This is a genomic window from Pseudomonas fluorescens group sp. (genome assembly GCF_020093335.1).
Lineage (GTDB): Bacteria > Pseudomonadota > Gammaproteobacteria > Pseudomonadales > Pseudomonadaceae > Aquipseudomonas > Aquipseudomonas petroselini.
The window spans coordinates 33,658-56,004 of record NZ_JAIOKW010000030.1; the positions used below are offsets into that span (position 1 = coordinate 33,658).

The window sequence follows — 22,347 nt, forward strand, 5'->3', positions numbered from 1 at the left end:
GCGCTATACCCAGCCTTGGAGCAAAAAAAAAGGCACGAGTTCAATCCTCGTGCCTTCTTTGTAACAGCAAGTCAACGACACCCCATCAAGGGCGGTCGTCGACCTCCTTGCCAGTCGAGGCCGGAGGGATCAAGTCTTCGCTGCTGAGGTTCAGCCAGATCAGCACCACGTTGGCGATGTAGATCGACGAGTAGGTACCCGCCAGCACGCCGATAAACAGCGCCAGGGAGAAGCCCCACAGGTTGTCGCCACCGAAGATCATCAGTGCCGCAATCGCCAGCAAGGTGGAGATCGACGTCGCCATGGTCCGCAGCAGGGTCTGGGTGGTGGAGATGTTGATGTTCTCGACCAACGTTGCCTTGCGCAGTACCCGGAAGTTCTCACGAACCCGGTCGAATACCACGATGGTGTCGTTGAGGGAGTAACCAATGATCGCCAGCACCGCCGCCAGTACGGTCAGGTCGAAGGTAATCTGGAAATACGCCAGGATACCCACGGTCACGATCACGTCGTGGATCAGCGACACAATGGCGCCGACACCGAACTTCCACTGAAAGCGGAACGCCAGGTAGATCATGATGCCGACCAGCGCCATCAGCATGCCGAGGCCGCCCTGGTCGCGCAGCTCTTCACCGACTTGCGGGCCCACGAACTCGACGCGCTTGACCGACGCCGGGTTGTCGCCGCCGACCTTCTGCAAAGCCTCGGCAACCTGGTGACCCAGTTGCGGGTCTTCACCAGGCATACGCACCAGCAGGTCGGTGGTGGCACCGAAGCTCTGCACCACGGCCTCGTGGTAGCCGGCCTTGACCAGCTCGCTGCGCACCAGGGTAACGTCGGCCGGCTTCTCGTAGGTCAGCTCGATGAGCGTACCGCCGGTGAAGTCCAGCCCGTAGTTCAGGCCCTTATGGAACCAGCTGAACAACGCCAGAACGGTAAGGAGCACGGTGACGCCGAACGCAATGTTGCGAACGCCCATGAAGTTGATTGTACGTAACATGGCAGCCCCTTAAATCCACAACTTCTTGAAGTCACGCCCGCCAAAGATCAGGTTGACCATTGCGCGGGTCACCATGATGGCCGTGAACATCGAGGTAAAGATACCGAGGGACATGGTTACCGCAAAACCTTTGACCGGGCCGGTGCCCATGGCAAAGAGAATCCCGCCGACCAGCAATGTGGTCAGGTTGGAGTCGAGAATCGCGGTAAATGCCCGGCCGAAGCCTTCGTTGATTGCGCGCTGTACGGTCATGCCCGCAGCGATCTCTTCACGGATTCGCGAGAAGATCAGTACGTTGGCGTCCACCGCCATACCCATGGTGAGTACGATACCGGCGATGCCTGGCAGGGTCAGCGTAGCGCCCAGCAGCGACATCAAGGCCAGCAGCATCACCATGTTGCCCGCCAGGGCCACGGTGGCGATGATGCCGAAGAAGCGGTAGATGGCGATGATGAACAGCGACACAAACAGCATGCCCCACAAGGCGGCATCGACACCCTTGGTGATGTTGTCCGCACCCAGGCTCGGGCCGATGGTGCGTTCTTCAGCGAAGTACATCGGCGCAGCCAGGCCGCCAGCACGCAGCAGCAAGGCCAGTTCCGAGGACTCGCCCTGGCCGTTCAGGCCAGTGATACGGAATTGAGCACCCAGCGGCGACTGGATGGTCGCCAGGCTGATGATCTTTTTCTCTTCCTTGAAGGTCTGTACCGGCACGTCTTTCTCGACGCCGTTGACCATCTGCTTGGTGTAGGTGGTCACCGGGCGTTGCTCGATGAAGATCACCGCCATGCTACGACCGACGTTGCTGCGCGTGGCGCGGCTCATCAGTTCGCCGCCATGGCCATCCAGGCGGATGTTCACTTCAGGTGTACCGTGCTCGCCGAAACCGGCCTTGGCGTCAGTTACCTGGTCACCGGTGATGATCAAGCCACGCTCGATCAACGCGGGAGGACGGTTGCCTTCACGGAACTCAAACTCTTCGGAAGTGGCGCGGGTCGCACCCGGCTCAGCCGCCAAGCGGAATTCCAGGTTGGCGGTTTTACCGAGGATACGCTTGGCTTCAGCGGTGTCCTGTACGCCCGGCAGCTCAACCACGATGCGGTTGGCGCCCTGGCGCTGAACGATCGGCTCGGCCACACCCAGCTCGTTGACGCGGTTACGGACCGTGGTCAAGTTCTGCTTGATCGAGTATTCACGGATTTCCGCGATCTTCGCCGGACTCATCGCCAGACGCAGTACAGCCTGGCCATTGAGGTCAGCCGGGACGATATCGAAATCGTTGAAGTTCTTGCGGATCAGCGCACGGGCCTGTTCGCGGGAAGCTTCGTCAGCGAAGCCCAGCTGGATGGCACCGTTGAGCTGCGGCAGGCTGCGATAACGCAGTTTCTCTTTACGCAGCAGGCTCTTCACGTCGCCTTCGTAGACTTTCAGGCGCGCGTCGAGGGCTTTGTCCATGTCGACTTCCAGCAGGAAGTGCACACCACCGGACAAGTCCAGACCCAGCTTCATCGGGTGCGCGCCAATGCTGCGCAGCCAGGCGGGTGTGGTCTGTGCCAAGTTGAGCGCGACCACGTAGTCGTCGCCCATGGCCTTGCGCACGACATCTTTGGCCGGCAATTGGTCTTCTTGCTTGGTCAGGCGCAACAAGCCGCCCTTCGCATCAGCTGCCAATGTTGCCGCTTTAACCTGGATACCGGCATCGGTCAGCGCTTTGCTCGCGCGTTCCAGGTCAGCCTGATTGACTTGCAGCGAAGTGCTGGCGCCCGTGATCTGGATCGCAGGGTCATCAGGATAGAGATTGGGAGCGGAATAAATAAAACCGATCGCCAGCACCGCCAGGATCAGTACGTATTTCCACAGAGGGTATTTGTTCAGCATCACGCCGCCCGCTTATAACGCGGGGCGCCTTGCGCGCCCCGTCGATTGGTAAAGGTTGTTACTTAGATCGCTTTCAGCGTGCCTTTAGGCAGCGTGGCGGCGATGGCGCCTTTCTGGAACTTCATTTCGACGGTGTCGGAGACTTCCAGCACCACGAAAGCATCGGAAACCTTGGTGATCTTGCCGGCGATGCCGCCGGTGGTCACAACTTCGTCACCTTTCTGCAGGCTGCCCAGCAGGTTTTTCTGCTCTTTGGCGCGCTTGGCCTGTGGACGCCAGATCATCAGGTAGAAGATGACCAGGAAACCGACCAGGAAAATCCACTCGAAACCACCGCCCATAGGGCCGGCAGCAGCAGGCGCAGCGGCATCAGCCATGGCGTTAGAGATAAAAAAGCTCATTTAGCACTCCAGTTGCAAATAGTGAATCTTAGGGTCGGAAAACTCAGTCCAAGGGCGGCACAGGGAGCCCGCGCTTGGCATAGAAGGCATCGACGAAGGCGGCCAATGTACCCTGTTGAATAGCCTCGCGCAAACCAGCCATCAGGACTTGGTAGTGACGCAAATTGTGGATGGTATTCAACATGCTACCCAGCATTTCCCCGCACTTGTCCAGATGGTGCAGATAAGCACGGGAGAAGTTCTGGCAGGTGTAGCAGTCACAGGTGGGATCCAGCGGCGAATCATCATGGCGATGGAACGCGTTACGGATCTTCAGCACGCCTGTATCGATGAACAGATGCCCATTGCGGGCATTACGGGTTGGCATCACGCAATCGAACATGTCCACACCGCGGCGCACACCCTCTACGAGATCTTCCGGTTTGCCAACGCCCATAAGGTAACGAGGTTTGTCAGCAGGCATCAGGCCCGGCAGGTAATCCAGCACCTTGATCATCTCGTGCTTGGGCTCGCCCACCGACAGACCGCCGATGGCCAGGCCGTCAAAACCGATTTTGTCGAGGCCTTCCAACGAGCGTTTACGCAGGCTTTCATGCATCCCGCCCTGGACGATACCGAACAGCGCCGCCGTGTTGTCGCCATGGGCATTCTTCGAACGCTGGGCCCAACGCAGGGACAACTCCATGGAAATCCGCGCGACGTCTTCGTCAGCCGGGTACGGCGTGCATTCGTCGAAAATCATCACGATGTCGGAGCCCAGGTCGCGCTGCACCTGCATCGACTCTTCCGGGCCCATGAACACCTTGGAACCGTCCACCGGCGAGGCGAAGGTCACGCCCTCCTCCTTGATCTTGCGCATGGCACCCAGGCTGAACACCTGGAAACCACCCGAGTCGGTCAGGATCGGGCCTTGCCACTTCATGAAGTCATGCAGGTCGCCATGCTTCTTGATCACTTCCGTGCCCGGGCGCAGCCACAGGTGGAAGGTGTTGCCGAGGATGATCTCGGCGCCGGTGGCGACGATGTCACGTGGCAGCATGCCTTTGACAGTGCCGTAAGTGCCCACGGGCATGAACGCCGGGGTCTCGACGGTACCGCGCGGGAACGTCAGGCGACCACGACGGGCTTTGCCGTCAGTGGCGAGCAATTCAAACGACATACGACTCATAGTTGTTCCTCTGGGCCGCGTGGCGCCGGATTACGGGTGATAAACATCGCATCACCGTAGCTGAAAAAACGGTACCCATTGTCGATGGCGGCTTGATAAGCGGCCATGGTTTCCGGGTAACCGGCAAATGCCGACACCAGCATCAACAGCGTGGATTCCGGCAAATGGAAGTTGGTGACCAGGCAATCGACCACATGGAACGGCCGGCCTGGGTAGATAAAGATATCGGTGTCGCCACTGAACGGCTTAAGCACGCCATCACGCGCCGCACTCTCCAGCGAGCGCACGCTGGTGGTACCCACCGCAATCACCCGCCCGCCGCGCGCCTTGCACGCTTCAACCGCGTCCACGACGTCCTGGCTGACTTCCAGCCACTCGCTGTGCATATGATGGTCTTCGATGTTATCCACACGCACCGGCTGAAACGTGCCGGCCCCCACGTGCAGGGTCACATAGGCGGTCTCGACGCCCTTGGCCGCAATCGCATCCAGCAGCGGCTGGTCGAAATGCAGCCCGGCAGTCGGTGCGGCGACGGCACCCAGACGCTGGGAGTAGACCGTCTGATAGCGCTCGCGGTCCGAGTCTTCGTCGGGGCGGTCTATATAAGGAGGCAACGGCATATGGCCGACGCGCTCCAGCAACGGCAACACCTCTTCAGCGAACTTGAGCTCGAACAGCGCATCATGTCGCGCCACCATCTCGGCTTCGCCACCGCCATCGATCAAGATCGAAGAGCCCGGTTTCGGCGACTTGCTGGAGCGCACATGGGCCAGCACACGATGGCTGTCCAGCACCCGCTCAACCAGAATTTCCAGCTTGCCGCCGGAAGCTTTCTGGCCAAACAGCCGCGCCGGAATCACCCGGGTATTGTTGAACACCATCAAGTCGCCTGGGCGCAAATGCTCAAGCAAATCAGTGAATTGACGGTGTGCGAGGGCACCGCTTACCCCGTCCAGGGTCAGCAGTCGACTGGCGCGACGCTCGGCCAAAGGGTGGCGAGCGATCAGCGAATCAGGGAGCTCAAAAGTAAAGTCAGCAACGCGCATGATGGGGTTCGTCTAGCAGGGCCGGGAAGTCTAGCGGAAATAGTCAAAATTGACCATGAAACGTGATTGACCAACGGTAATCTCATCTCTATACTTCGCCGCCATTGAGCCCTGATGGCGGAATTGGTAGACGCGGCGGATTCAAAATCCGTTTTCGAAAGGAGTGGGAGTTCGAGTCTCCCTCGGGGCACCATATAGCAGTATCTGAAAGTCTCTACCAGGCTCTCAGACCCAGAGAAACCGGCCACTTGAGCCGGTTTTTTTGTGTCTGGCTTTCTACCTCTGTATCCCCTTATCCGTTGTATCCCTGTATCCCTGCTTGTATCCTGAGAAAAATACCGAACTTTGGGATACAAGGATGAAGCGCGCAGATATCAAGCGCCGCCCTCTCGCAGACACGACGCTTGCAGGGCTGGAGCCGGAGTCAAAGGAATACCGGGAGCTAGACGGAAACGGCCTCTACTTCAGGGTCAAACCTGATGGTGGTAAATCCTGGCAGCTACGCTACAAACGTCCGGCTGGCAATTGGGCTTGGATGGGGCTCGGGGGTTACCCAGAGGTCAGTGGTGCGCTGGCAAGAGAGAAAGCTGCCGATCTACGCAAAGTGGTGAGTAGCGGCGCCGATCCCCTTGAGCAGAAACGATCCGCTAAAGCTGCAATCGATGCGGCTAAGGCTCGGACGTTTCGAGCTGCTGCTGAAGCTTGGCTCAAGGCCAAAGAAGAAAAGGGCCTCGCAACCTCTACCCTTCACAAAATCCGCACCTACCTCGACAAGGACATACTCCCGGCATTGGGAGATAAGCCCCTCGACGAAATCACCCGCACCGACTGTGCAGATCTCCAGGCATCTCTCGAAGCTAGAGACGCTCACAACGTGGCAGAAAAGTGCCGCACCTGGATCAACCAAATCTTCGGCCGAGCGATTGGTTTAGGACTTACCGAAAACGATCCGGGCAGCCGCCTTCGCGACATTGCCGCCCAGGCACCCAAGACTCAGCAGCATCCACACTTGCTGGAGCCTGAACTCGCTGAGTTTCTCCAAGCACTCAAAAACACTCCGAGCAGACTGACGGCACGTACCGCCGCATGGCTTTGTATATGGACGGCATCCCGCCCAGGCATGGTCCGCTTGGCTGAATGGAAAGAGTTCGACCTTGAGAAGGCCATTTGGACGACGCCTGCTGCCAAGATGAAGATGCGCCGGGATTTTGTATGCCCCCTTCCCCACCAAGCCGTTACAGCACTGAGGGACCTGCACTGTTTAACGGGACGGAGTCGCTGGCTTTTCCCCGGCGTCGGAGCAAAGAACCCAACCATCAGCGAAAACACAATCAACAAAGTCTTCGCTACCATCGGCTACAAAGGGCGTCTAGTAGGACACGGTACTCGACACACCGCGAGCACGTTACTTCGAGAACATGGCTGGCCGAAGGAACATGTTGAAGCGCAGTTGGCTCACAAAGAGGAAGGCATCTCGGGGGTATACAACAAGGCCCAATACTTTGAGCAACGCGTAAAAATGATGCAATGGTACGCCGATCACCTTGATTCCCTAGAGGCCGGAAATGTAGTGCAAGGTCAATTTGGGAAGGCCGTGTGAAGACGTCAACCCTATACCCCTTCAAAAATGGTGTTACGCGTGTTACGCGTGTTACGCCCACCAATAACCCATTGTATTTATTGAATATATTTAGCGTTACATGCACTGCAAAGCTTCTGAGCGCCACGTGTTACATCGAGCAGTCGTGTTACAGAAAAGCCACGCCCTCAACCCTGCTGGCAGTGGCGCCTCCACCTGTAAATCGCTGTAACAGCCTATCTGTGTCGGGGCGGCGGGAAGATCTAAATGGACTTTGAGCGGAGCATCGAGACAGAAGAGCTCGAACTCGAAATCGCAGGTTTCGACGTAACGTGCCTGGTGTGGGATCAGGACGACGTTGAGGCAGCCGTTCGCAGCCTTGTGCTGTTTCCGCAGTTCAACGAACACTTCAGAGATGCCTTTGATCTGATCAACACGGCTACCTCGTTCTGGCTTGAGGAGGGCTCCTACGCTCCGTGTACAGAGTCGGTAACAAAAACCCTTTATCGACTTCGCGATCCCATTAGCGAGCATGCCAGTTATGCAGAGGCAGGCTCATTGCCCAGTGTCATTCGACGGTTTCTTGGGGTGAGTCATTCCGCAGCAGACTCACAGCTTGCGGCTACCTTTGCCCTGGTCATGGGAACTCAGGCTGTGGAGACGCTTGCAAATTGGCTGTTCGACCTTGAGCTAACCACTTACGACATTGATGCAGACCTGATAGAGCAGCTGAAACATGACTCACCCCGCCAGTACCTTGCCCTGATCGAAAAAGAGCGGGACCGCAGCAGCGGAAACGAAATTCGAGCGCGAGAAGACTTTGCTACGTTGTTAGGTGAGGCGAACCAGGCTCTGTTGATGGCGAGCCTTTATCGTCAAGTGGAGCAGATGGATGTGTTTAAAAAAGGCTTCAACACATCAAGCCTGATGCATCGAATTCTCGACAATGCCTTTTCGACAAAGGCGACGAGAAGGGGCCAGGAAGCCGGCAGCGGGAACCGGGACCCCAGCTCAAAAATACAGATCGACACAATGGATAGGCGAGCAAAAATTAAGGCGGCGGCTGAGCAAACCATTAACGGTCGGAAAATTGAGATGCGAAGTCTAACCGATGCTGAACTGACCAATATTCTTTCCAAACGGGAAGGCCTCGGCACAAAAAAAACCATTCGAGAACATTTGACCGCCCTGGGCCTTAGGCCTCTGAAATAAAAGGGAGCGGACACAGTCCACTCTCCCTCCCCTACGTAGCGTATGACCCGTTGTCTCAATTAACAAAGGGTTAGCTCGCTATGACTACCGTATTAAAAGCCATTCCCTCGCATGATCCCTCAATGACCCTCATCCGCATGCCCGAGGTGATTTCAATCGTAGGGCTCGCACGCCCGACTATCTACAAGCTGATGCGTCAAGCCGACGAGATGGAGCTTAACGAAAAGCGCAGCAGCATCGAGACCAGGTTGCAGCAAGTTCGCCAGAGCGATCAGGAAGACATGGCAAAGGCTCGCCAAGCTGAAACGGACGCAGCGACCGCTTATGCGCAGGCTGTCGCCTGGGGCGACGTGGAGGGCGAGAAAGCCGCTAACGCGGAAGCTCAAAAGGCAGCAAAAAACCTCACGGCTGCGGCTGAGCATCACCGTCGCCAACAACTGATCATCACAGCGCTGGAGCAAGAGCTTGTAACGATTGATCTGCACATCACAGATGCACAAAAAGAACGCGCCAAGATCGAGAACAAAGCGGCTCACCTGGCGAACACTGTGCTGGAAGAACAATGGAATGAGGCGGCGAAAGCACTGCTGGAGACCGGCGGCAAGCTGTGGGCTGCGCGAAGACTGATTAGTCAAGATCCGGTTTCTCTGCTGAAGCTGCAAATCCCTGAGCAAGGTGAAAACTTCGGAAGCTGGACCTTCCGAGAGCTTGCAGAACGCTCACACCAACACAGCCTGCTTGACCTGTTGGCGGCCTAACCCAAACCCTCCCCGAAACAACCGGCGAGGGCCGGTTGCTTCGGGTCTACCATCGGTCGAACCATGAACCCACCACCACACAACAGCACTCAGATGCCTGATAAGCTGAAGGCCCGAAAGCTGCATTTGAACGGAATAATTGCCGGCATGGCTGGCGTGAAAAAGCTCAACGCAAAAGCAAACAAAAACACCAAGGTTGAGACGCTCACGATTGATGCTATCAAGGCAGAGCTTGACTTCATTGACATCCAACTCAAAAGAAAGGGAGGGTGATGAAGAAGCGGAAGCTTAAGCAGCTTCCGCTTCGCTAGATCCTCCCATTGCAAATAAGGCTTTAGATTTTTCGGCGTCTAATCTGTGGCGGTTGCAGGATTATGACTGCTTTCGGCCAAGACGGAGCTAAGGAGTTTTATGGAGTAAAGCGTAACTCAATAGCCGATGTTCAGTTTTTCATATAGTTGTACTAATGACTGACAAGAGGCTACTTATAGAACCTTATCAATGGATTATAGTTTGGCTATTCATCTTTTGGCGAGGTGATAACTGACTCATGGAATGAAATTGAAATTGCGGTTGCCAGCATGATTACCAAAAATAGCAGCCCAAGTAAAACTTCCAGGACAACCATGATTTTAGCAGGCATTGTTACTGGATATATGTCTCCATATCCTACGGTCGTAATTGTGACAAAGCTGAAATAGATAGCATCAAACCATGAACCGAAAGAAGCACTGAAGCTTTTTTGATTGTTATGCTCAAGCAGCCTATATAGAGCAGAAAAAACAATAGCAACCGCCATGTATGCATAAAACACAGACAGCACTCTCGCCATAAGATTTTTAATTTCCTGTGCGCTTTTTACGACTCCCTTGATTATTGTAATTGCTGAGTGGCTTAGCAGTGGACCAATAATGCACAGAGCAAAAAAAGCACCATAACCCCAAAGCACTGGCTTATAAATGTCTTGCGTTTCCAGCCTATTCTTGAAATTAAACATATGATCTAAGTACACATAAAGGCCAACCATGACCACATACCAAAATGGCAACTCGATAAACTTTTGAATTCTGGATGTGCTCTTGTTGTTTCTGTTATGCAGCGGGTAAGGAACGAAACTCTCCATTCTCCAGTAACACAAGAGAAGAATCAGGCTTGAAAGGATCAAAGGGATTTCTGGAGCGAAGTCCCAGTAAAGCCAAATGCTTAATATGAAAAAATGAAACATCCCAAATATAATTGGAAAGGCTATAGCCGTCTGCAGTGCAGATTTGGCTATCGCTTTTACGAGTGATTCTTTTGTGCTGTTCATATTTCTCTTTCTTTATGGTTACCTGCATTGCTGGAGCGCTGACTGACCGACTTTGAGTTTGCCCATGCCTAGTCACCCCCCACATATGGGCATCCGTGATCGCACCCAGCACTCCAAGGCCCAAGTACGCGAAAGCCACCCCTCAGTCATACGTGCATCACTTTGGGAATAGTATTCCACTCTTGGCCCAAAGCCACCTATCTTGAATGGCCGTTTGGGTCGAAAGCGGACACTAGCGCTCGGAGCATCAATCGAAGCTTTTCAAAGTGACCGGCTGAATACCTGCCGGAGCCCGCTGAATGAGTGATCTGCATCTCGTTAGCCTTTGGATTTGCACAGAAACGGACGCACCCCTCGACGGGAGGGGAAAAACCTTCAGGCTAATTGCTTTATCTGGGCGAGGTGTCAGACCGACCGTAGATTACGACGCATGGTACGAACTACCGGCGGCCACAGCACGTCCTGCTGTGGCTCTGGCGCATTTGGCTCTAGACATTTTCAATGATCGGCCTAAGGAATTGAAGCCGATGTGTCAGACGTCATTCAGGGAGGTCTTGACGTGAAGCTGCAGTCATATGAAGCTGAAGAACCTTATAGGATGAACGGTCTCAAGGAGCTAGTGTGGCCATTAAAAACGGGTTAGGAAGCAAGAAATCTCTCATAGAGCATTTCGAGATCCAAGGACTTTATGGATACCGAAACATTGGTATGAGCTCGCAGTTTTCCGCCACTATCCTGATAGCTCAGAATGGGTCCGGAAAAACAACATTGCTGTCCGCAATGGATGCCTTCTTGCGCCGTCAGTTTTTACGTCTAGAAGATTTGGTGTTTGACAAAATAGTCTGCAAGTTAAGCACTTCTGAAGAGATGCTTGAAATAACAAAATCTGAAGTTAGTGAAATTAGCAAAAGGGCAAGAGTAAACATTGCCGAGGCCGCAAAAAAACTTTCAATCAACGAAGTAGAACTCTTCAACTTTGTGGAAGGTGAATATTTATCACCAAATTTTAGCTTCAGAAACTGGCATGAATACGTATTTCTCCACCCAGTCATGCGAAATCTTGGATACAGTTCGAAGGAGGCTCAAAAGTTTTTCGACGCGTTACGATTTTCGTACCACGGGGTTAATGATAAGATCGCTAGTACGTGGCGCGTGTTGCAAGAAACGTTCTCAGAAATCGAAATTCTTTATCTACCAACATATCGGCGCATCGAACTCCCTATAAACGACAGTGACGTATTGGAACCTTCGGGTAAAAAACGATCTGGCATTAAAATTCCAGATCGAACACTGCTAGCTGGCAACATCCAGTTCGGGCTTTCAGATATATCTGAGCGTTTGCACGAACTGAACCAAGCGATGATGATGGAGTCCAACGCCAGCTATCGGCAGATTAGCGCTAACATCATCAACGAGCTGCTTGACGGAACATTTAATAGGCAGACAGTGGAGCAAAGCCTTCTGCCCGACAAAGAAGAATTAACACTTTTCTTTAACAGACTTCGGGAAGTTCGAACCACGGTATTCTCAGACACACCCATTCCCAATATAGACAGGATCTACCGTACACAGGCTGATACTGAGTCAAATAAATTTCTGCTCTATTATGTCAGTAAGCTAAACGCGGCCATGGAGGCTACTAAACGAACCGAAAGCCTTGTAGAAGCGTTTGCAAACAGCTGCAATAAATATCTCTCCAACAATGATCCCTCTTTAAATGATTCGGCAAATGCCTTTGCCGAAGATGGCAAAGAACTGAAAATTAATCGAAAAAATCTGAGCGTATGGGTTGAAAGCAAAGTATTGAATCGTGAGATTAAGCTCGACTCACTTTCATCCGGTGAAAAGCAGATGATCTCGCTGTTCGCCAAGATGTTCCTATATGACAAACAAAAACTTGTCCTAATAGACGAGCCCGAGCTCTCGCTCTCTATCGCGTGGCAGCGTGAAATCTTGCAAGACGTACTCAGGGCACCAGATTGTTTGCAGATAATTGCCATTACACACTCGCCCTTTATATTTGATAACTCACTTGAAAGATATGCTAACTCACTTAAATCATTTATTGATGTAGACGCATTAGAGCGTTTGAAAAATGCTATGCAAGAAGCCAAGGACGAAGACGGCAATGACAACGTATTTTGATCATACTCAAGTAGATAGGTACCGCGAAAGTCTGATTAAATCTCGGGAAAAAACTTCAGTACTCAAAATAAAGGTACTAAGTGTAAGATCTCAGTTAGGACCGTGGCCGATATTTATCTTTGAGGGGCCCGACGATAAAAGTTTGTTTGGCGAGTGGATACGTAGGCTCGCCCCTCAACTAGTGTATGAGCCGATCATCGCTTCCGGCAAAGACCAAGCCCTTAAATACTACGACACTCTTGTTTCAGACGTAAGTGAGTTTGACGAATGGCTATACTTTTTTATAGATAGAGACTTTGATGATCTAAAAGGACGCGAGCCATCGGCCCAAATATTCATCACCGACCATTATGCAGTGGAAAACTACGTAGTGAATGAGCAAGTGCTCGATGAGGCGCTAAAGGATGAGCTTCATTGTCATGGCGAGATACAGATCCGAGCTGAAGTCATCGAGGCATTCAGGAAAATCTTTGAAGACTTCCTGAGCATAGTTAAACCTCTCAACTTCAAACTCTATTGCGCGAGGCGCTACGATGTCGCAATAGACAACTTGCCTAAGCGAATTTCAAAAATCGCCGACATTGACTATGACGGTCTTACTGCTGCTGAACTGCCGTGCGAACAGGGGGTCACCTTAGCTCGGGAGTTTACTCTTCTTGAAGTGTCCGAGGCCACACGAGAATTTGAATCTCTTGACCCTAGAACAAGATATCGAGGAAAGTTTTCCATGATGTTCTTTGTGAAATGGCTTGAGATGCTAACACTGATGCGCAACACCCGAACTGGAGTAATGACCGGTCTTTCGGGTGAATTCAAGGTGAGATGCAATTTTGGTGAGTTAGGCCGGTTTGCCAGCAAATCATCACCGCCTGGGGGACTCATAAGCTTTCTGGAAAGGGTGCAAGAACATTGCGTAGACTATAACCTCGTTCGAAACTGCACCCAAATAAAGAGTTGCGAAACGTAGGCCCTCGGAGTTTAAAGCGCCAGCCAGCAGTGAGGGCCGATATACAGGGAGTCCTGAGTATCCGGGGGAAGGCATGCGGGGACCGCAAACAACCGTAGTTTACCAAGCAATGACGCTGAGGCACTTTCCCCAAGCGGGCCCCAATCTTTTCTAGGGGCTTCGTGCAAACTCGCCAGCGAGAGATAGCAGTGGCTCGGCCGCGAGAGGTCGCTTTCGGCCGAGGCTGTGTAAAAACGTTTTTGAGCACGTCAGGTGCTCGAAACGGGACTGGAAATCGCGTTTCTACGCGAAATCCAAATCTGCAGACGTGCCGATAAATTTCAGATTTAGCGTAGACGCGGACACTTCAATTTTGGCGAAGCGTTTTTACACACTCTGAGCCATAAGCGGTCAGTCGTAACCGACCGCTTTCGACCCATAGCGGTCGTTCTCGGTGGACCGAAGGTAGCCTAATAGTCTAGGGAGTGAGGAGCGGCAACCACAGGTGAGGCGGCAGTGGTAACCGGTAGTGCCTACAAGCCATAACCAGAATTGGCCAGTGCCCATGCTTCACAGCTGACAGCGTCATTAGATGCCCATCTCTCGAAACCTCGGAGTTGAGCATTTTGATCGCCGCCGCACCGTCCGCAGTTACGGGAATGTCGGTTAGTGCTAGGCCATGCCCCGATATACCTCTATACAACATCTCCTCACTATTTCCCCCTGGCAACCAGGCCTGCATGGTGCAATGCTTGAGAGACTCCTTAGCGAATGCTGCGAATTCTCTGGTTCTCTTTGTTTCGCCTCGCGATGTTGCCCAGGCCATCAGGAGCGGGATCAAAGTACTACCTTTTGTTTGACCTTCACGATAGGTCTCAGTGGATTCTCTGGGGTGGCTGATCAGGTTTCGATAGCTCGCATCGATTGTTGGGTAACCACCATGTGTCCAGTAGGTGAATCGGTAGTTTTCGAGTAGGTGGCCACAGTAGTCGACTGCAAACGGCTGCCATTTTTCCATCATGGCAAGGAAGGTCAGCGCGACGCCTATGTCGATCGACTGCTCATCTGCGATCGGGCTTAGTAAGCTCGGATTGTTGCTGATCAGGTGACTGATCTGTGAGGCCAGCTTGGAGGCCTCATCGAATTTGGATAGGTCGCATGCCTCAGTTTTCAGGCATCGCTGAGGGACTGTGTCATCACCGCTTATCTGCCAAAGCAACCAGAGGCCGCGCTGGGCGATCCGTCCCAATGTCTCGAATAGTTTGAGACTGATGTCGACTGATGTCGAGGTGTTCACCGCCGCAGAGATGCCATGTCGCACATGAACGTAGGGCAAAACCTTTTTGCCTAAGAACTCGTCCCAGATTTGGAAGTGAAGATCCACGAGCGCTGCGAACGTGCCACCCATGTCGTCCGCAATTTTCTTCTGCTGCTTGGCATCAATGTGCACCTTGATGTGTTCCCAGGCTAACAGGATGACGCGTTCGCTGGCCCGATAGGGGGCCTCCAGATTGCCCGCGGCACGTGCCCAGACGAACAGTACCCACAAGCAAATGTAGACCTGCCTCACGCTGGTTAGCCGTGACTGTGGTTTCAGGTCTTCACCGCCCAACAACCCCTTCGCCAGGTTGCAAAAATGCTGGTAGGCAATATCCGGCTCGTCGATCATCGCGACCGATTTCTGAAAACTACTGCGCAGGCGCTCGTCGACCAACTGCTGCTGTAGCACACCCTGGGTTAGCTTTCCGGCCAGTAAATCCCCGTTCCAGATCTGAAAGGAAACGCGTTCATTCGTCTTTATTTTGATGTATTGCGTTACAATATCCTGGATAGCCTCATGTATTTCCCCCCCGAAACACAGGCAGATAACCACTTTCATGTGCTTGTATTGCTCGGCAATCCGAACGGGAATATAGAAATCCGTGATTTCGTTGATTGAGCCCCTTAGCGCCTGCGTTGTACCGTCCCAATCGTTGCGAGTTAGATCACCCTGCTTGATGGAGAACAAAAATAGCTTCTCCTCCGAGATACCGGTTTGCGGGTCGAGTTCACTCCCCACAGCAGCGACGTCCACGCCGTATTGACGCGTTCCAACCGAGGGGCGCGAAATCACGTTAAAATCTAACTCGCTGAGTAAATCAGGTAGCACCACATCAAGCTCGCGGCGTTCTCGGAGAGAGGCGAGATATTCCCTGAATACGAGCTTCATTCTGGTTTACCTACGTTTTGAAGACTCAACAACTTCATCTGCAAACCGACGGGTTCGAGAATCACTTCGCGCGGCAACTCAACGCTGTGGCTAATGCTTGCGAGTGGATGCTCCAAGCGCCTAGGTTGGCTATCGCCCTGCTCGTCGCCATCGTTGGAGCTCAGGCTGTCCTCGATCCATGTCACCATCCCGTTTCCATAAAGGAGAATGCTCTCGGCAAAAATGCCGGCAAAGGGTGAGTCTTTCCGACTCGCCCGCATCGCATTATTCATGACGTCAGAACGACGCTGACCTTCTAACTGTTTTTCGCGCTCAGAGGGCCGGAGTTCGACGATAAACCCAACCTTCTCAATTTCATCGCAGTACTGCTTAAGACTGTTGAGCGCGCGCTTTACCATCGGAGCGGCTTTGTCATTGATGTCATCGGCAATGGGCTGAAGATGCTTTTGGGCACTGGTGTAATTGATTAGCAGCGGGTCGAACAGTAGATCGCTCACTTCGGTATCCCAATCTTCAGATCCTTGCGATTCGCTTGGAGGCTCTTGAGTTTGCTCAGAAGAGGGCTGATCAACGTGTGTAAGCGTAGAGTCGATGCTCGCACGCTGAGCGCATCGCCCTAAATTAACCAGAAAGCTGGCAGCGATTGCAGGGTTCATGAAGAAGACCGCCGTCGCTCTCCGAGCTATGAACGCATATTCGCTTTCCGTAAAATTGAACAGGGTGAATTCCAGCCGGAACGTGTACCCCTCCTTGTTGCGGAAGAAGCCTTCATTCATTTCTCTGCACAGCGAGTTAGGTGCTGTCCTCAGCCAGTCGACAATCCAGGTCTCGAAGTCCTGGGCAGGGCCGTCAATGAGGTTTCGGATAGTTGAATCGAAAAGCTCAAACCGGAGATTGGAGCCCGGTTGCATAAGCAGGTTAGTGATGAAAGCGCGAGCTTCATCGGCGCCGCCTGCTTTTACGAGGTTTGCCAAGCCAAGGTCGACAAGCTTTTGAGTTTGAACTTCCAGCTGGATGGCTCCGAGCTGCGCCAGCAGCATTGCCCTTAACGAAGGTGCAATATCCTTGAAACTGAAAGCGAGCGCGTAGGCAAGATGGTGAGCAACCTTTGATGTAGTCGGATGAGAGGCCTGGCCAATCAGATCTTCAAGCTCCATTGCGAAATGCTGTGGAATCGACTCTGTGAAACTCAATAGTGTTCTTACCAGTGCACTACGAACCTCATCGTCAGACTCCGTTACAGCTGATTTGCCAAGCACATCTAATGCTCGGCGCCATTGGGCGTTATCGTTAAATGGCGGGGAGGATAAAGCCTGGATAACCTGAGCCTTCTCAACAGCCGTGCCATTCTCAATCAACGCGTACGCCCGTTCAGTGAAGTAGGGCAGATCCGCGTTTAGGCCGTTGCGAATGGCAATGTGCAAGCTGTAGAAGTCGCAGACATCCAGCTCTCCAGAGTCGACGAGAGCAATTAGCTCCCTCGGTCTGTTCGGCGAGGCACTGCACCACTTTCGAAAGGTCTCAGTAGCCTCGTGAGGTTCACCGTCCGCATGGGCTGCGAGGATCCTGAGTGATGGCAGTAAAGCTATCGCAGAGGTGTCTAGGCGCTCTATGGCTAAGCTGTAGATCCTTCGCCCTTGATAACCATTAAAGCCACTAAAAGAGGCCAGGCCGCTGGCAGAGAGAGTGTCAAGTAGATCGAAACTCCCCTCGTTGTGGGCGTCGGCAAGTAGTTGAGCAATCGCATCGAAGTGCTGATACCGACATTGCCAACGATCGCTGAAAACGGCCTCTAGCAGCGTTCCATTTTTAGCTAGCTCGACGACATCTGCGAGGCTGGGAAGGATCATCCGTGGCTCCTCAGTGGGGCGCAATTTGTTGGCAAATTCTATCGGTAGCGAGGGGAGGCTGGGAATGGCATTGCGTCGTCTGAGATAAAGCGTCTGCGCCGCGACCACTCGATGTATGCCAGCGCTGTGAAACGAAGACCTCAAAACGGAGTCTACGTTTTTTTACACGGCTTGGGTTAATGGCTGGCGGTGGCGGATGACCGCTTTTGGCAGGTAGCGGTCCTTATAAGCGAAAGCCTTCAGGTCGATGACTCCCGCCTTAATCATCACAAACCGCTCCTCCAGAGCATTCATTGATGTAACACCTATTTCCCATGTAACACGCATGTCAGCACACCATCCACAGCTGTGTAACGCCATATAAATCATTTAAAATCATATACTTATATAATTCCGTAACACGAGTAACACCCGTAACACGACTTTATTGGGGTATCCCCATAGCCCCATTAGTATCACTCCTCCAGCGAAGCGAGGTGGGTCATGCTCTTGGCTTTGGCTCGATAGTGGGGAACCTGGAGCATTCTTAAAGGTACGGGGTAGGAAACCCGCCGGATCGTGTTAGCGGAAGGGCGCCCAGCTTAGTGAACAGGTGAACCTGGTGAACTCAGTTCACCTGTGCATATGCCCACCCCTTTCAGCCATCTGCGAGTTCCGTTACCAATACGGTAACGATGCCCTTTTTTCTTCAAGATCCTTTCAATTTCAACATTGAAATTTCAGTAAGCTGGTGTGGTTGCCGCTACCACGATCCCGCGGGTTTCATGCCCCGTGTCTCTTCGATATCGTCAGGGGCCCCCGGCTTTTTCGCCGTTGACCGACAATCCCATTTCCCCACCTACGCTCTGCTCGCTACCATAGGCTGGGAAAAGGGATGACTGATTAAGGCGTAAACGTTCCTTTTCGTTCGTCCGATATGGCATTGAGAAGGCCGAGTATGATCGCTAGTTGGGAAAGCGTAGGACGCATCGACGGTAATGTCGTGATCGTCGAGGATGATCCGACACTGCTTAGGATCACCCAATATATCGTCGAGGAGCTCGGTGCTAAGACTGTTACGTTTGAGACCGCTGACCAAGCGCTGGAGTACCTGGTGCAATCCAGTCTGCACTGTTGCATTGTGATCGCAGATTATGGAGTGCCGGGCCAGATCAACGGAATGGACCTTGTTCGAATCGTCAGAGAAAAATGGCCGTCAGTGAAAACGTTACTGATGTCCGGATACCCGCTGTTGCCTGAAACGGTTCCCTATCCTACGGTCTATCTACCGAAACCATGGACCGTAGACCAACTGCTATTTTCAATATCTCGTTTACTCCGACCGGGCACTCCCGATCAAAAACTGTAAGACTCGGGGTCATACTGCTTAGCCTTCCCGGCAATAGAAAAGTGATCCAACAGAACGCTTCGTGTATCCCTGCATGTATCCCTTGATCTAAAAACCCGCTACAACACCCGTATTATATGGAGCACGCGAGTCTCCCTCGGGCACCATCTTAAAAAAGTGGGTGGTCAGTTGACTCACTGCTCAGCGCCCATTATTAAGCTCAAACACAATCCCCTGTGGGAGCTGACCTGAACTGCGACAGCGCCAGCCCCATACCCTCAAACCACCTCCCTACACACCCGCCGCGTCCCCCTCCTCCACCACCTCATCCGGCAAATATCGAAAACGGCCACGCTCCTTTCTCATGCGAACGGACAGCAGCTCTACGCGGGCTGAGAAACCGGGACAATACGACCCCGGCAGACCCAAAGCTCTCCCACACACAGCGACAGGCCACAAACATGCGCGCACAAAAAGCGCCAACCATCGAATACCTGTGGCGAGCAATGGCCGATGTACCGCCCGGCGCGTGACGAGCGTTCGGAGGAAGAAAATTCTCACCTCAGCCCAACATCCACCTTCACTTATGCAGGATCGCCCGATAAATATCCTCCAGCGCCATGATGCGCTGAGCGGCGTTGAGCTTGATGGCTTCCTTGGGCATGCCGAACACCACGCAACTGGCTTCGTCCTGGGCGACTGTCGCGGCCCCGGCTTCAAGCATTTCTTTGAGCCCGCGTGCGCCATCGTCGCCCATGCCCGTCATGATGATGCCGGTGGCATTCCTGCCGGCGAACCGGGCTACCGAGCGAAATAGCACATCCACGGAAGGCCGATGCCGGTTGACCAGCGGTCCATCGATAACTTGAGCGTGATAATAGGCGCCGCTGCGGGTGACCATCAGGTGCTTGCCGCCCGGTGCGATCAGGGCCAGGCCGGGCAGGATACGGTCGTTGTTGCGCGCTTCGCGCACCTCGATCGCGCAGACGCTGTTGAGGCGCTCGGCGAACGAAGCGGTGAATTTTTCGGGCATGTGCTGCACGATAACCATACCTGGGCACACGCGCGGGAGTGCCGTCAGCACGGCTTCCAGCGCTTGGGTGCCGCCGGTGGAGGTGCCGATGGCGACGATACGCTCGGTGGTCTGGGCCATGGCATGGCCATTGCCGGCTGGCAGGATCGCATCGGCGCTGAGCTTGCTGGCCGGGGTCAATGGCGGGCTGACGCTGCGCTTTCCCAGGTTCTTGACGTTGGAGTTCGCTGCGGCCCGGATTGCTGCCACCAACTCGGCGGCCGACTCAATCAGGAAACTCTTTAAACCGGTTGAGGGCTTGGTGATGATTTCCACTGCGCCCGCCGACAGCGCCTGCAGGGAGGTTTCCGCGCCTTTCTGGGTCAGCGAGGAACAGATCACCACCGGCGTCGGCCGCTCGCTCATGATTTTCTTGAGAAACGTGATGCCGTCCATGCGCGGCATTTCGACGTCCAGCACGATCACATCCGGCCATTCCCGAGCGAGTTTGTCCATGGCGAAAATCGGGTCGGACGCGGCACCCATGACGTGGATATCCGGCGTATCGCTGAGAATCGCCAGCAGTACCTGGCGCACCACGGCCGAATCATCGACCACCAGCACACTGATTTTTTTGGTAGGCATCTTCTTGAAGTAATCCCATTGGTTGGTGCCGAACCCAGACGTTGCCGTTCCACAGGTCGAACATGATCGTGCGGTAACCGGTACTGCCCATGTCCTGGGCTGTCAGGTGCAGGTGATAGCGCTCGGCCAGGGCCAGCGCGGCGCGAATATTCAGGCTGGCCACGTCCTGCGTCGGCAGGCGGCGGTGCAGATCAGGAAACATCTCGCCGCCGCCGAACAACTTGACCTGGTAATCCCGTGCATGCGTGCCATTGACTTGCGCGTGGCGCAGCAGCAGTTCCAGGGCTTCGTCGGCATACCTGCCATCCAGGGGCTGATGCTTGCGCAGGCGCCCCGGCAGCATGAAGTGGCACATGCCGCCGATCAGCCGTTGCGGATGCCAAAAGGTGATCGCCACGCAGGAGCCGAGCAAGGTACGCAGGCGCGTCGGCCGCGTCGCAAAGCTGACTTGGCCAGGCGCCAATATCACTTCGGTCGTACCCACAGGCTTTTTCATGGCTTGCGGTAAATCGACGGCGCCACCAGCTTCAAGGTGTCATTGACACCGTGGAGGCTTTCCGAGTGGCTGATGATCAAGTAACCACCGGGTTTGAGCAGCGGCAACAGACGCGCGACCACCTGGCTCTTGGTCTGCTGATCGAAATAAATCATCACGTTGCGCAGGAAGATCACCTCGAATTCCCCCAGAACCGGCAGCGCTTCGTTAAGGTTGACCTGGACAAAATTGACGCGGCTGCGCAAGGCCTTGTCGATCAGGACGGTGCCCTCCTGGCGACCAATGCCCTTGAGGCAATACTTGACCAGCAGCGGCTGGGGCAATGTCTCGATGCGTTCCATTGAGTAATGCCCTGTGCGCGCCTTGGCCAGCACTTGGGAGCTGATGTCAGAGCCGATCACTTCCCAGGGCGTGGTGCCGAGGCTTTCGGCCAGGGTCATCGCCAGGCTGTAGGGTTCTTCCCCCGTGGAACTGGCCGCGCTCCACACGCGAAACATCCGGCCCGGCGCGGCCTGGGGCAGCACGTGCTGACGCAGGAAGTCGAAGTGCTTGGGCTCGCGAAAAAAATAGGTTTCGTTGGTGGTCAGCAAATCCAGTGCAACCTGCAGTTCGCCTTTGCGCTGGTCATTCATGATCAGCTTGAAATACTCACCATAGCTCTGCAGCTCATAGTGCTTGAGGCGCTTGAACAGGCGCCCGGCCACCAAGGCTTTCTTGGCCGGCGACAGGTTGATACCGGCCGCGCGGTACAGCCAGGCCTGGAACTGACCGAATTCACGATCGTCGATGGAGACGGTGTCTGACATGATCGAGCCTCAACGCGGGTCGAGGTCAGGGGCTGGCGCCTGGCCGGCCTCGGCCAGGCTGGACATCTCGTCGATGGACAGCACCTTGTCCACTTCCAGCACGATCACGAATTTGCCGTCGACCTTGGCCATGCCACTGATGAAATCGGCGCGAATGCGCGCACCGAAGCTGGGTGGCGGTTCGATCTGCGTGGCCGGGATCTCCTGCACGGCAGACACCGTATCGACCAGCAGCCCGATGTCCTGTGGCTGACCGTCCTCGGTACTCGCCTCGATGATGATCACGCAGGAGCGCCGGGTGATCGCTGAGTTGGCCCGACCAAAGCGTGCCGACAAGTCCACCACCGGCACCACCGCGCCGCGCAGGTTGATCACCCCGCGCACAAAAGCGGGCATCATCGGCACCACGGTCAGGCTGCCGTATTCGATAATTTCCTTGATCCCCAGGATGCCGATGGCGAACATTTCGCCGCCCAGCATGAAGGTCAGGTACTGCGCATCCTCATCGACCGCCACCGCGGTCTGCCGAGTCGTCATTACTGCACCCATGTCACTACTCT

19 protein-coding genes, 1 tRNA gene and 2 pseudogenes are annotated in these 22,347 nt (G+C 54.2%); 9 read left to right on the top strand and 13 right to left on the bottom strand.

The window, feature by feature from the left end:
- Window positions 1-85 precede the first annotated feature (85 nt).
- From secF to queA, 5 genes are all read right to left on the bottom strand, one after another.
- Window positions 86-1,000 (bottom strand): protein translocase subunit SecF, encoded by a 915-nt coding sequence (gene secF, locus K7431_RS23525; RefSeq protein ID WP_015885751.1) that lies wholly within the window; start codon window positions 998-1,000, stop codon window positions 86-88.
- A gap of 9 nt (window positions 1,001-1,009) precedes the next feature.
- The gene (secD, locus tag K7431_RS23530; protein ID WP_043205853.1) at window positions 1,010-2,878 is read right to left on the bottom strand and encodes a protein translocase subunit SecD; all 1,869 of its coding nucleotides are present in this window, start codon (window positions 2,876-2,878) and stop codon (window positions 1,010-1,012) included.
- Window positions 2,879-2,940: 62 nt separating this feature from the next.
- Entirely contained in the window at window positions 2,941-3,279 is a 339-nt protein-coding gene (gene yajC, locus K7431_RS23535) for a preprotein translocase subunit YajC (RefSeq protein ID WP_003175975.1), read from the bottom strand.
- Window positions 3,280-3,322: 43 nt separating this feature from the next.
- Entirely contained in the window at window positions 3,323-4,438 is a 1,116-nt protein-coding gene (tgt, locus tag K7431_RS23540; protein WP_003175976.1) for a tRNA guanosine(34) transglycosylase Tgt, read from the bottom strand.
- 5 nt (window positions 4,439-4,443) lie between these two features.
- Window positions 4,444-5,493 (bottom strand): tRNA preQ1(34) S-adenosylmethionine ribosyltransferase-isomerase QueA, encoded by a 1,050-nt coding sequence (gene queA / locus K7431_RS23545; RefSeq protein ID WP_015885754.1) that lies wholly within the window; start codon window positions 5,491-5,493, stop codon window positions 4,444-4,446.
- Window positions 5,494-5,601: 108 nt separating this feature from the next.
- Between queA and K7431_RS23550 the strand changes: the two genes are divergently transcribed.
- The 6 genes and pseudogenes from K7431_RS23550 (at window position 5,602) to K7431_RS23570 (ending at window position 9,315) form a co-directional block, all read left to right on the top strand.
- A tRNA-Leu gene (locus K7431_RS23550) sits at window positions 5,602-5,686 on the top strand.
- 165 nt (window positions 5,687-5,851) lie between these two features.
- Entirely contained in the window at window positions 5,852-7,093 is a 1,242-nt protein-coding gene (locus K7431_RS23555; RefSeq protein WP_043205854.1) for a tyrosine-type recombinase/integrase, read from the top strand.
- Between the two features lie 246 nt (window positions 7,094-7,339).
- Window positions 7,340-8,284, top strand: coding sequence for a hypothetical protein (locus K7431_RS23560; RefSeq protein ID WP_015885756.1), 945 nt, complete (start codon window positions 7,340-7,342; stop codon window positions 8,282-8,284).
- Window positions 8,285-8,364: 80 nt separating this feature from the next.
- Window positions 8,365-8,490: pseudogene (locus tag K7431_RS31290) on the top strand (AlpA family phage regulatory protein); the annotation flags it as partial.
- A pseudogene (locus K7431_RS23565) lies at window positions 8,482-9,042 on the top strand (chromosome segregation protein SMC); the annotation flags it as partial. The pseudogenes K7431_RS31290 and K7431_RS23565, both read left to right, overlap by 9 nt.
- A gap of 63 nt (window positions 9,043-9,105) precedes the next feature.
- Window positions 9,106-9,315 carry a hypothetical protein gene (locus K7431_RS23570; RefSeq protein ID WP_015885758.1) on the top strand — a complete coding sequence of 70 codons (210 nt, stop codon included), beginning with the start codon at window positions 9,106-9,108 and terminating at the stop codon, window positions 9,313-9,315.
- 244 nt (window positions 9,316-9,559) lie between these two features.
- Here K7431_RS23570 and K7431_RS23575 read toward each other — a convergent pair whose 3' ends face one another.
- Window positions 9,560-10,351: a potassium channel family protein gene (locus K7431_RS23575; RefSeq protein WP_043205856.1), complete on the bottom strand. Its 792-nt coding sequence runs from the start codon at window positions 10,349-10,351 to the stop codon at window positions 9,560-9,562.
- A gap of 621 nt (window positions 10,352-10,972) precedes the next feature.
- Here K7431_RS23575 and K7431_RS23580 point away from each other — a divergent pair.
- Both K7431_RS23580 and K7431_RS23585 read left to right on the top strand, forming a co-directional pair.
- Window positions 10,973-12,496: an AAA family ATPase gene (locus tag K7431_RS23580; protein ID WP_015885760.1), complete on the top strand. Its 1,524-nt coding sequence runs from the start codon at window positions 10,973-10,975 to the stop codon at window positions 12,494-12,496.
- Window positions 12,480-13,463, top strand: a complete 984-nt coding sequence (locus K7431_RS23585) for a DUF4435 domain-containing protein (RefSeq protein ID WP_043205857.1) — start codon at window positions 12,480-12,482, stop codon at window positions 13,461-13,463. The genes K7431_RS23580 and K7431_RS23585 overlap by 17 nt, the downstream gene beginning before the upstream one ends.
- Before the next feature lie 457 nt (window positions 13,464-13,920).
- Here K7431_RS23585 and K7431_RS23590 read toward each other — a convergent pair whose 3' ends face one another.
- The 3 genes from K7431_RS23590 to K7431_RS30910 all read right to left on the bottom strand — a co-directional run bounded on the left by K7431_RS23590 (window position 13,921) and on the right by K7431_RS30910 (window position 17,795).
- Window positions 13,921-15,651, bottom strand: a complete 1,731-nt coding sequence (locus K7431_RS23590; RefSeq protein WP_015885762.1) for a hypothetical protein — start codon at window positions 15,649-15,651, stop codon at window positions 13,921-13,923.
- Window positions 15,648-17,501 (bottom strand): hypothetical protein, encoded by a 1,854-nt coding sequence (locus tag K7431_RS23595; RefSeq protein WP_043205858.1) that lies wholly within the window; start codon window positions 17,499-17,501, stop codon window positions 15,648-15,650. The genes K7431_RS23590 and K7431_RS23595 overlap by 4 nt, the downstream gene beginning before the upstream one ends.
- 162 nt (window positions 17,502-17,663) lie before the next feature.
- Window positions 17,664-17,795, bottom strand: coding sequence for a hypothetical protein (locus tag K7431_RS30910; protein ID WP_255611185.1), 132 nt, complete (start codon window positions 17,793-17,795; stop codon window positions 17,664-17,666).
- 643 nt (window positions 17,796-18,438) lie between these two features.
- Here K7431_RS30910 and K7431_RS23600 point away from each other — a divergent pair.
- Window positions 18,439-18,849 carry a response regulator gene (locus K7431_RS23600; protein ID WP_015885765.1) on the top strand — a complete coding sequence of 137 codons (411 nt, stop codon included), beginning with the start codon at window positions 18,439-18,441 and terminating at the stop codon, window positions 18,847-18,849.
- Between the two features lie 559 nt (window positions 18,850-19,408).
- Here the strand turns inward: K7431_RS23600 and K7431_RS23605 are convergent.
- From K7431_RS23605 to K7431_RS23620, 4 genes are read right to left on the bottom strand one after another with little or no spacing between them, the layout of a single operon-like run.
- Window positions 19,409-20,485 carry a protein-glutamate methylesterase/protein-glutamine glutaminase gene (locus K7431_RS23605; RefSeq protein WP_015885766.1) on the bottom strand — a complete coding sequence of 359 codons (1,077 nt, stop codon included), beginning with the start codon at window positions 20,483-20,485 and terminating at the stop codon, window positions 19,409-19,411.
- Window positions 20,448-20,981: a chemoreceptor glutamine deamidase CheD gene (gene cheD, locus K7431_RS23610; protein ID WP_015885767.1), complete on the bottom strand. Its 534-nt coding sequence runs from the start codon at window positions 20,979-20,981 to the stop codon at window positions 20,448-20,450. Before cheD ends, K7431_RS23605 begins: the two co-directional genes overlap by 38 nt.
- On the bottom strand, window positions 20,978-21,787 hold the full coding sequence (locus tag K7431_RS23615; RefSeq protein WP_015885768.1) for a CheR family methyltransferase: 810 nt from the start codon (window positions 21,785-21,787) through the stop codon (window positions 20,978-20,980). Before K7431_RS23615 ends, cheD begins: the two co-directional genes overlap by 4 nt.
- Window positions 21,788-21,796: 9 nt before the next feature.
- On the bottom strand, window positions 21,797-22,336 hold the full coding sequence (locus K7431_RS23620) for a chemotaxis protein CheW (protein ID WP_015885769.1): 540 nt from the start codon (window positions 22,334-22,336) through the stop codon (window positions 21,797-21,799).
- Window positions 22,337-22,347: the final 11 nt, after the last annotated feature.

Excerpts from the sequence above, each read along its gene's own strand:
- secF (WP_015885751.1), bottom strand. The coding sequence starts at position 1,000 with ATGTTACGTACAATCAACTTCATGGGCGTTCGCAACATTGCGTTCGGC.
- secD (WP_043205853.1), bottom strand. The coding sequence starts at position 2,878 with ATGCTGAACAAATACCCTCTGTGGAAATACGTACTGATCCTGGCGGTG.
- yajC (WP_003175975.1), bottom strand. The coding sequence starts at position 3,279 with ATGAGCTTTTTTATCTCTAACGCCATGGCTGATGCCGCTGCGCCTGCT.
- tgt (WP_003175976.1), bottom strand. The coding sequence starts at position 4,438 with ATGTCGTTTGAATTGCTCGCCACTGACGGCAAAGCCCGTCGTGGTCGC.
- queA (WP_015885754.1), bottom strand. The coding sequence starts at position 5,493 with ATGCGCGTTGCTGACTTTACTTTTGAGCTCCCTGATTCGCTGATCGCT.
- K7431_RS23555 (WP_043205854.1), top strand. The coding sequence starts at position 5,852 with ATGAAGCGCGCAGATATCAAGCGCCGCCCTCTCGCAGACACGACGCTT.
- K7431_RS23560 (WP_015885756.1), top strand. The coding sequence starts at position 7,340 with ATGGACTTTGAGCGGAGCATCGAGACAGAAGAGCTCGAACTCGAAATC.
- K7431_RS23570 (WP_015885758.1), top strand. The coding sequence starts at position 9,106 with ATGAACCCACCACCACACAACAGCACTCAGATGCCTGATAAGCTGAAG.
- K7431_RS23575 (WP_043205856.1), bottom strand. The coding sequence starts at position 10,351 with ATGAACAGCACAAAAGAATCACTCGTAAAAGCGATAGCCAAATCTGCA.
- K7431_RS23585 (WP_043205857.1), top strand. The coding sequence starts at position 12,480 with ATGACAACGTATTTTGATCATACTCAAGTAGATAGGTACCGCGAAAGT.
- K7431_RS23590 (WP_015885762.1), bottom strand. The coding sequence starts at position 15,651 with ATGAAGCTCGTATTCAGGGAATATCTCGCCTCTCTCCGAGAACGCCGC.
- K7431_RS23595 (WP_043205858.1), bottom strand. The coding sequence starts at position 17,501 with ATGATCCTTCCCAGCCTCGCAGATGTCGTCGAGCTAGCTAAAAATGGA.
- K7431_RS30910 (WP_255611185.1), bottom strand. The coding sequence starts at position 17,795 with ATGAATGCTCTGGAGGAGCGGTTTGTGATGATTAAGGCGGGAGTCATC.
- K7431_RS23600 (WP_015885765.1), top strand. The coding sequence starts at position 18,439 with ATGATCGCTAGTTGGGAAAGCGTAGGACGCATCGACGGTAATGTCGTG.
- K7431_RS23605 (WP_015885766.1), bottom strand. The coding sequence starts at position 20,485 with ATGCCTACCAAAAAAATCAGTGTGCTGGTGGTCGATGATTCGGCCGTG.
- cheD (WP_015885767.1), bottom strand. The coding sequence starts at position 20,981 with ATGAAAAAGCCTGTGGGTACGACCGAAGTGATATTGGCGCCTGGCCAA.
- K7431_RS23615 (WP_015885768.1), bottom strand. The coding sequence starts at position 21,787 with ATGTCAGACACCGTCTCCATCGACGATCGTGAATTCGGTCAGTTCCAG.
- K7431_RS23620 (WP_015885769.1), bottom strand. The coding sequence starts at position 22,336 with ATGGGTGCAGTAATGACGACTCGGCAGACCGCGGTGGCGGTCGATGAG.